This is a genomic window from Nocardia carnea (assembly GCF_029869215.1).
In the GTDB taxonomy this organism is placed as follows: Bacteria; Actinomycetota; Actinomycetes; order Mycobacteriales; family Mycobacteriaceae; genus Nocardia; species Nocardia carnea_B.
Genome location: NZ_JARWPM010000338.1, coordinates 20,212 through 27,856 on the forward strand (window position 1 = coordinate 20,212; position 7,645 = coordinate 27,856).

Here is a 7,645-nt window from a genome sequence, read left to right on the forward strand (position 1 = left end):
CCCTGACCGGCAGCACGGGGTTGTCTGTCATCGGAGTGCTCGGCTTTCGATAGTGGAATGAATTGCCGGGGTCGATCACTGCTTCGGGCGCCGGCGTTCCGGCTCCCGGCGAATGGGTGTTGGTGCCAGACCCGGCAGCCGCGGCGGTGGATCGCCATTTCCGCTTGATCGCCAGGTGATTCGCGGTAAGGTCTCGAACCAGTCGCACCTGGGATGGGGATCTTGTGGGCGGCTTGTCGGTCCGAGGTTCCCGGCTGTCGGGTAAACCCACAACATCACCGGACGACAGCCGACACAAGCGCACTCTGCATTTGCGCAGAAGCTTTTCCGAAGGGCCAGAGCGGCTTTCACATACCTGCCGAAGCTCTTGCCGTGTGCAAACGACCCTCAGATCGAATGCAAAGCGAGGAAACCCCGTGCCAGAAGAAAACTCGACCACCCTGCCCCGCCGCCAGCTCGGCCGATACCTCCGCGAAGCCCGCGAGGCGGTGAATATGAACCTCGAAGACGTCGCACCGCTCTTGCAGCTCTCGGTCAGTACGCTGTCCCGCGCCGAACGCGGACTGACCGGCATCCGCGTACCCGATGTCGAAGCCCTCTGCCGGATCTACGGCATCGACGACCCCGGAGTTGTCACAGCTCTGGTCAGCCTGGCGAAGCAGGCAACCGGAAAGAGCTGGTGGCGTGCGTTCGACGATGTCATGTCCGGCAACTTCGACCTGTACGTCGGACTCGAATCATCGGCCAAGCAGTTGACCATCTACCGCCCGGACATGCTGTCCGGACTGTTCCAGACGCCGGACTATGCCCGCGCACTCGATCGCATCTTCCTGCCACATGTAACCGAGGAGGCGCAGGACAGGCATATCCAGCTCAAGGTCAAGCGTCAGGCGCTGATCAACCGGAAAACCAAGCCCGCAGGCGTGGACCTGATAGTTCATGAGGCAGTCCTCCGCACTGCCGTCGGCGGTTCCAAGGTGATGCGGGAACAGCTGAACCGGTTGGCCAACATGCCCACCAATGTGACTGTGTCAGTGCTCCCCTTCACGGCAGGATTTCCCGCAGGAATTTCGACCGGGCCATTCACGATCCTGGACTTCGGACGGGACGGCCGGGGGCGCGAGATATCGCCCACGGTTGTGTACGTCGAGTCGTACGCGGGCGATCTGTATCTGGAGCGACCCAAGGACGTGAGCCGGTATCGTCAGGCCTACGACGTCATCCGGCAATCGTCGCTCGACGTTGCAGCCAGCAAGAGCCTGATCAGGCAGATAGCAGCAAGGGAGTACTCAGCGTGAACGTCGATCTGTCGGATGCCCAGTGGTTCAAATCGAGCCGCAGCGCGGGCGGCAAGGACTGCGTGGAGGCCGCCTTCCTCGACGGCGGAATGGTCGGTGTCCGCGACTCCAAGAACCCCACCGGCCCCGCCCTCGTATTCACGCCGTCCGCGTGGGATGCCTTCACCGCGACGGTCCACGGCAGCGCAATAGCGGCCAGGGAGTGCGACGCATGACCATCGACCTGTCCAAGGCCCAGTGGTTCAAATCGAGTCGTAGCGGAGCTGGCCGGGAATGCGTGGAGGCCGCGTTCCTCGACGGCGGAATGGTCGGTGTCCGCGACTCCAAGAACCCCACCGGCCCCGCCCTGGTCTTCACTCCCTCCGAATGGGATGCCTTCACCACCGCAATCCAAAGCAGCACGCCCCACCCCGCCTGAGTATCCACCCAGGCCCAGGCGACGCCCGGCGCAGCGGCCTCGTTTCGAACAACTCGAGACCAGGCCGCTGCACTGGGCAATCCGACGTATCTCGGGATCGCTCGTCAGCTGGTGTGCAGGAACAATTCCAGCGCGGCCAGTAATTCCTGAGGTGCGTCTTCGGGGGTGAAATGGCCGGAGTGCGGTAGTTCGATGACGGGGGCGTCCGGGTAGGCGAGCCGGAACGCCGGAATGATGTGGCGCGGTAGTAACGCGGTGTCCTGCATACCTTCTACGAGGACCGCCGGTTTCGCGCGCAGTGCGGCGACGGCCTCGGGATCCGGCGGTGCCGGCGAGCCGGCGGGGTCGGGGGCGACCAGTTGTTGCGGGAAGCGGATCACACCGCGGCATTCCGCCGGACTGCCGAAGTGGGCGGCGTAGGCGCGGACCCAGGTGGGTGTGACGATCTCGGGCCGGGCGATCGTCTGCAGGGCGAGCATGAGATGACAGACGGTGGAGCCCGCGTTGCCCAGGATCCGCTCCAGACTGCCGTCGGCCTGCGCCGCCGCGGCCCAGCGGAACCAGGCACTGTCGGCGATATTCGCGGCCTCCAGCTCGTCGTAACCGGGAAGCCCGAGTGGCAGAACGGTATTGGTGGCGAACAGCCGCGCCACCCGGTCCGGGTGCCGCAGCGCGAACCCGGTGCCGATCGGGCCACCCCAATCGTGCAGGACCAGCGTGATGCCGGTGAGATCGAGTTCCCGCACCAGCAGCGTTTCGAGATTGTCGATGTGCTCACCGGCCAGATAGCTGCGATCGACGGGGGTAGCGCTCTTCCCGAAGCCCATATGGTCGGGCACGATGACGCGCCGGGACCGAGATAACGGGCCGATCAGGTGCCGCCACAGATACCCCCAGGTCGGTTCCCCGTGCAGGAGCACTACCGGTTCTCCGTCGCGTGGGCCGATATCCACATAGTGCTGCCGGAATCCGGCCGAATCGGTGAATTCTGGCGCGAAAGGCCAAGTGCCGTCGAATGTTTCGTCTGCTGCGATCATCCGTCTCCAATCGTCGTTCGGGTCGGCTGACACGGTAGGAGCGACCTACTGACAGGTCCTGTCAGTGAGGCGGGGCAATCCGCTGTGAACTGCATCACACCATCACGGTCCCTATGGTCGTGCCGGGCGGGCCGCCGGAGGACGTCGCCAGACTGTGTCGGTGCGGGCGAGCAGATTGCTGTCGATCGTGTTGCTGCTGCAGACGCGGGGCCGGATGACGGCGGGTCAGTTGGCGCGGGAGCTGGAGGTATCGGTTCGTACGGTCTACCGCGATATGGAGTCGTTGAGCGCCGCGGGCATTCCGCTGTACGGCGAGGCCGGCTGCGACGGCGGCTATCGGCTGCTGGACGGGTACCAGACACGGTTGACCGGAATGACCGCCGACGAGGCCGACGCCCTGTGGCTGTCCGGGTTACCCGGCCCGGCCGCCGACCTGGGGCTGGGCGCGACACTGGCCGCCGCGCAACGAAAACTGCAGGCGGCGCTCCCGGAGCCGTTCCGCGGCTCGTCCGGACGGATCTCGCAGCGCGTCCGGCTCGACACCCTCGGGTGGTACAACACCCCGGAGAACCTCCCCCACCTGCCCGCCGTGGTGGACGCGGTGTGGAACCAGCGCCGCTTGCACATCGGATACCGCCGCTGGGCCGAACCCCGGCAGGTGCACCGGACGCTGGACCCCTACGGGCTGGTCCTCAAATCCGGGCGCTGGTATCTGGTAGCCGCGACCGGGGAAAATATCCGGACTTACCGCGTATCCCAGATCGACACCGTGCACACACTCGACGACACCTTCGAGCGCCCTCCCGGCTTCGACCTCGGCCACTACTGGCAGGACTACCTCGACCGGTTCGACACCCGCCGCCGGCAGGGCACGGCCACCGTCCGCATCTCGCCGGCCGTGCTCGATCGCCTCGACCATCTGCTCGATCCGGATCTGGTGCGCGCCGCACGGGAAACCGCCCGCATCGAACCGGACGGGTGGTCCGTGGTGCGGATCCCGTTGGAGACCATCGAGCACACAGCGGGTTTGCTGCTACGCCTGGGCACCGGCGCCGAGGTGCTCGACCCACCTGCCCTGCGGAAGCACATGAGTGAGGTCGCCGCCGGTTTGGCCCGCACCTACGGTCGCGCCGAGCCGCGGTCAATACCACGCTGACCAGCCTTTTTCTGTTAGCGTTTGCCCATCTGACGAAGAGGAGAGATCCATGGCGCGGTCCGGCTTCTTCCGTTTCGGCCTCGGCGCGGCCGTCGCTGCCTTCGTGCTGGCCGTCTTCGCCGCGATCTTCCCCGCCACGGCCGCCGCGCAGGACACCCGGCCGGCGATCGCCCTCTCCGCGACGGTCTCGGGCACCACCATCGACTACACCGTCGCCAATGTCCCGAACCGGCGCGACACCTTCCCCGTCATCCCGGGCGAATGCACAACCGTCCTGGTGAACACCGCCGTCGCCGCCCCCATCCTCGCCCCCGCCGCCGTCGATACCCTCAGCGGCCGCGAACCCGACGCGTTCGCCCTGCTGCAGCGCCTGATCACCGACGGCGCCGTCACCGCCGGACCGCGGGTCCAGTTCGCCTCCCCCACCGGGCACGTCACCGGATCGTTCACCGATATCCCGCGCGGAATCTATCTGGTGGCCACGGTCTGCAATATCAGCCCGATCAGCGGCGAGTTCCGGCCGGAACTGCTCGATATCGCTCCGGTAGTGGTCACCGATCTCCCCTCGGGCTCCACAGCCCAGGCACAGTAAAACGGGTCGCCGCTGAGGCCCATCGGGTGCCGACTTCCCTTCCGGATTCGTTCCGGAAATTCGATTGACCCGCCTGCGATGATGGAAACATCACGGAGACAACAACTCCGCGAATATCCGAGCTAGTGGTAGCGGCCCGGTCTCCAAAACCGGCGCCAGCGGGTTCGACTCCTGCCGGATATGCGATATCGCCGGGTTCGGCGATATTCCGGGCTACTCCCGGAACAAAGCGGTGTGGCGCAGTCAGGCAGCGCGGCGGGCTCATAATCCGCAGGCCGTGGGTTCGAATCCCACCACCGCAACCGGTCGAGCACATGGCGTGCGCGGCCGGACGGAAAGCCCTTCTACCCCAATCGGCAGAGGGACCGGATTCAAAATCCGGTAGTTGCGCGTTCGAATCGCGCGGAGGGCACGCTCCTGTGGCCCAATCGGCAGAGGCGACGGTTTCAGGAACCGTAGGTTGTGGGTTCGAATCCCTCCAGGAGTACTACGGCCCGGGGCGCCACCGGTAGGCGTCCCGGGTGCCGGATAACCCGGGCCGGGCCTATCGAGACGGCCTCAGATCACCCCGTGTAGTGGCGGGGGCGTTCCGTGCAGCAGGGTGCGGCCGAGGTGCTGGTATTTCCAGCGAACCGGGTCGTGCAGGGTGTGGGTGCGGGCGTTGCGCCAGAAATGGCTCAGGTTGAGTTCCGCTGCGGCGCTCCGGGTTCCGCTCACCTCGAACAGGGCACTGGAGATCTCGGTGGCGGCGCGGTCGGCGAGGACCTTCGCGGTCGCGACCGCGATCGAGGCGTCGGCGGCGCGTTCCGGTGACTCCAGGGCGGCGTCCACGGCGGTGCCGGCGGTGCGGAGGGTGGATTCGGCGGCCGCGAGGGTGACGGCGAGTTCGCCGAAGCGCTGGATCACCAGCGGATCGTCGATCGCGCGGGATACCTGGGCCTCGAACCAGGGCCGGCTGGATTCCCGCACGAAATCGGTGGCCGCGGTGAGTGCGCCGCGGGCGATCCCGGCGTCGATCGCGGCGTGCAGCAGTTGCGCGGCGGCGCCGTAGCCGGTGGGGGCGTCGACGGCGGCACTGCGGGCGACGAGCTGATCGCGTTCCACCGCGACCCCCTCGAACACCACCGTTCCGCTGCCGGTGGTGCGCTGGCCGAGACCGTTCCAGTCGTCGACGATCCGGACGCCCGGCGAATCGGCGGGCAGGAAGGCCACGTACTGGCCGGGTGGCAGGCCGGTTCTGCCGGTGGGATCGTCGAGCCGGGTGAGCACGGCCAGAATGTCCGCGAACAGGGAACCGGTGCAGTAGTACTTCACGCCGTCGATCCGGAACCGCTGACCGGCTTCGATCGGGCTGACGGTGGTGGCGATATCGGCGATCGTGGCCCCGCCGCGCTCGGATTGGGCGTTGGCGATCTGCGCGCCGTCGAGTACCGCGGTCAGGTAGCGGCGTTGCTGGTCGGAGGTGGCGGCGAGTTTCAGCAGGTTCACGTAGACGAAGTGGCTGTGCGGGATCTGCGCGATATTGGGGTCGGCGGTGGCCAGCAGCCGCACGAGCTCGGCGAGTTCGCTGGGCGGCAGGTCCGCGCCGCCGAGCGCGGCGGGGACGGTGACGGCCAGGAGGCCGCTCGCCGCGAGTCTACGGATCTCGGGAAACGGCAGTTCGCGTTCGGCGTCGCGCCGCGCGGCACCGGCGGCGAATTCGGCCGCGAGTTCGGCGGCGGCGGCGCGGGCCTGCTCGGCCGAAGCGATCCGCGCGGCGGCGACGGCGGTCACCGGCTCGCCGCCGCGGCCGGGCGCCGCGCCGCCTCCAGCTCCCGCACCAGCGGCAGCACCTTGGCGCCGAAGTATTCGATTTCCTCTTGGAAGTGCAGGAATCCGCCGAGGATGAGGTCGACGCCGAGTTCGCGGTAGGCGACGATACGTTCGGCGACCTGTTCCGGGGTGCCGATGAGCTGGGTCCGGAAACCGTCGTTGTACTGGACCAGATCCTCGAAGCTCGAATCCGCCCACATTCCCTTGCGGTCGCTCGTCGACGCGCCGGCCTGCCGCACGGCGTCGCGGAAGCCCTCCACGGCGGGCTTGTTCGCTTTGGCGATGATCTCGCGCAAAGTGTCCTTGGCTTCCTTCTCGGAATCGCGGGCGATGATGAACCCGTTCAATCCGAATTTCACCTCGCGATCGGCGGCGCGGGCGACGGCACGCAGATCGTCGAGCTGTTCGGTGACTCCGTCGAAATCTTTCCCGTTCGAGAAGTACCAGTCGGCGAACCGCCCGCCGTTGCGCCGGGCGGCGGTGGAGTTACCACCTTGGAACAGTTCGGGACTCGGGCGCTGCGGGGTATTGAGAGGTTTCGGTTTGAGGGTGAAATCGCGGATCCGGTAGAAATCGCCGCCGTAGTTCACGTTGTCCTCGGTCCAGATCTTGCGGATCACCTCGAGGAATTCGGCGCTGCGCCGGTACCGCTCGTCGTGTTCGAGCCACGGCTCGCCGAGGGCGGTGAATTCGCCCGCGAACCACCCCGACACCACATTGATCGCGAACCGCCCACCGGACAGATGGTCGGCGGTGGCGCCGAATTTCGCGAGCACCGCCGGATGCCACAGGCCGGGATGGACCGCCGCGATCACCTTCAATCGTTCCGTGGCACCCAGTAGGGCCAGGCTGAACGAGGTGGATTCGTGCTGGTATTCCGCACCGTAGGAGGCGGTGTAGCGCACCTGGGAGAGCGCGTAGTCGAACCCGTTGCGTTCGGCGGTCTGCGCGAGTTTCTTGTTGTATTCGAAATCCCAGCCGGTGCGCTGTTCGATATCGCTGGTCACCAGACCGCCACTGACATTGGGCACCCAGTAGGCGAACCGGATCTGGTCGGTGATCTTCTCGGTACTCATGGAGCTCCCTCGGACTGGTGCAGGCGATCCGCGGCGGCGGAAGCGACGGCGAAGGTTTCGTGATACCGCTGCTCCGCCACCGGCCGCCGATCGTCGGACGCCGGACGCGGTGATGGGGCGCCCGGCGCGCCCCCAGTTCACCAGCGTGGTCCCCGGTGGGCGAGGGTTTGAATCCGCGCGATCACATCTCGGCGCGCTGCCGATCCGGACCGATGGCCCGGCCGCGGGCCGGGCTGGGGGCCGGGCACCGGGGGGG

Annotated in this window: 8 protein-coding genes and 4 tRNA genes; 9 read left to right on the forward strand and 3 right to left on the reverse strand. The window is 66.9% G+C overall.

Going from position 1 to position 7,645, the window contains the following annotated elements:
* Nucleotides 1-416 precede the first annotated feature (416 nt).
* The 3 genes from QH276_RS23525 to QH276_RS23535 are packed head-to-tail and all read left to right on the forward strand — an operon-like array spanning nucleotide 417 to nucleotide 1,716.
* Nucleotides 417-1,298, forward strand: coding sequence for a helix-turn-helix domain-containing protein (locus QH276_RS23525; RefSeq protein ID WP_280400220.1), 882 nt, complete (start codon nucleotides 417-419; stop codon nucleotides 1,296-1,298).
* Entirely contained in the window at nucleotides 1,295-1,513 is a 219-nt protein-coding gene (locus tag QH276_RS23530; RefSeq protein WP_280400221.1) for a DUF397 domain-containing protein, read from the forward strand. Before QH276_RS23525 ends, QH276_RS23530 begins: the two co-directional genes overlap by 4 nt.
* Entirely contained in the window at nucleotides 1,510-1,716 is a 207-nt protein-coding gene (locus QH276_RS23535) for a DUF397 domain-containing protein (RefSeq protein ID WP_280406905.1), read from the forward strand. Before QH276_RS23530 ends, QH276_RS23535 begins: the two co-directional genes overlap by 4 nt.
* Before the next feature lie 104 nt (nucleotides 1,717-1,820).
* On the opposite strand, the gene QH276_RS23540 is transcribed toward QH276_RS23535, so the two are convergent.
* Nucleotides 1,821-2,753, reverse strand: coding sequence for an alpha/beta fold hydrolase (locus QH276_RS23540; protein ID WP_280400223.1), 933 nt, complete (start codon nucleotides 2,751-2,753; stop codon nucleotides 1,821-1,823).
* A 160-nt stretch (nucleotides 2,754-2,913) separates the two neighbouring features.
* Here QH276_RS23540 and QH276_RS23545 point away from each other — a divergent pair, with 160 nt between their 5' ends.
* From QH276_RS23545 to QH276_RS23570, 6 genes are all read left to right on the forward strand, one after another.
* Complete coding sequence (locus QH276_RS23545) at nucleotides 2,914-3,909, forward strand: helix-turn-helix transcriptional regulator (protein ID WP_280400224.1); 996 nt, start codon at nucleotides 2,914-2,916, stop codon at nucleotides 3,907-3,909.
* A gap of 49 nt (nucleotides 3,910-3,958) precedes the next feature.
* Nucleotides 3,959-4,501: a hypothetical protein gene (locus QH276_RS23550; protein ID WP_280400225.1), complete on the forward strand. Its 543-nt coding sequence runs from the start codon at nucleotides 3,959-3,961 to the stop codon at nucleotides 4,499-4,501.
* A 113-nt stretch (nucleotides 4,502-4,614) separates the two neighbouring features.
* A tRNA-Trp gene (locus QH276_RS23555) sits at nucleotides 4,615-4,684 on the forward strand.
* Between the two features lie 45 nt (nucleotides 4,685-4,729).
* Nucleotides 4,730-4,803 (forward strand) — tRNA-Met (locus QH276_RS23560).
* Nucleotides 4,804-4,839: 36 nt separating this feature from the next.
* A tRNA-Leu gene (locus tag QH276_RS23565) sits at nucleotides 4,840-4,913 on the forward strand.
* Nucleotide 4,914: 1 nt separating this feature from the next.
* A tRNA-Leu gene (locus QH276_RS23570) sits at nucleotides 4,915-4,988 on the forward strand.
* A gap of 71 nt (nucleotides 4,989-5,059) precedes the next feature.
* Here QH276_RS23570 and QH276_RS23575 read toward each other — a convergent pair.
* On the reverse strand, nucleotides 5,060-6,274 hold the full coding sequence (locus QH276_RS23575) for an SfnB family sulfur acquisition oxidoreductase (protein WP_280400226.1): 1,215 nt from the start codon (nucleotides 6,272-6,274) through the stop codon (nucleotides 5,060-5,062).
* Nucleotides 6,271-7,389 (reverse strand): dimethylsulfone monooxygenase SfnG, encoded by a 1,119-nt coding sequence (gene sfnG, locus QH276_RS23580; RefSeq protein WP_280400227.1) that lies wholly within the window; start codon nucleotides 7,387-7,389, stop codon nucleotides 6,271-6,273. The genes QH276_RS23575 and sfnG overlap by 4 nt, the downstream gene beginning before the upstream one ends.
* Nucleotides 7,390-7,645 lie beyond the last annotated feature (256 nt).

What these genes read in the sequence shown, in the direction of transcription:
- QH276_RS23535 (WP_280406905.1), top strand. Translation starts at nt 1,510, where the DNA reads ATGACCATCGACCTGTCCAAGGCCCAGTGGTTCAAATCGAGTCGTAGC.
- QH276_RS23540 (WP_280400223.1), bottom strand. Translation starts at nt 2,753, where the DNA reads ATGATCGCAGCAGACGAAACATTCGACGGCACTTGGCCTTTCGCGCCA.
- QH276_RS23550 (WP_280400225.1), top strand. Translation starts at nt 3,959, where the DNA reads ATGGCGCGGTCCGGCTTCTTCCGTTTCGGCCTCGGCGCGGCCGTCGCT.
- sfnG (WP_280400227.1), bottom strand. Translation starts at nt 7,389, where the DNA reads ATGAGTACCGAGAAGATCACCGACCAGATCCGGTTCGCCTACTGGGTG.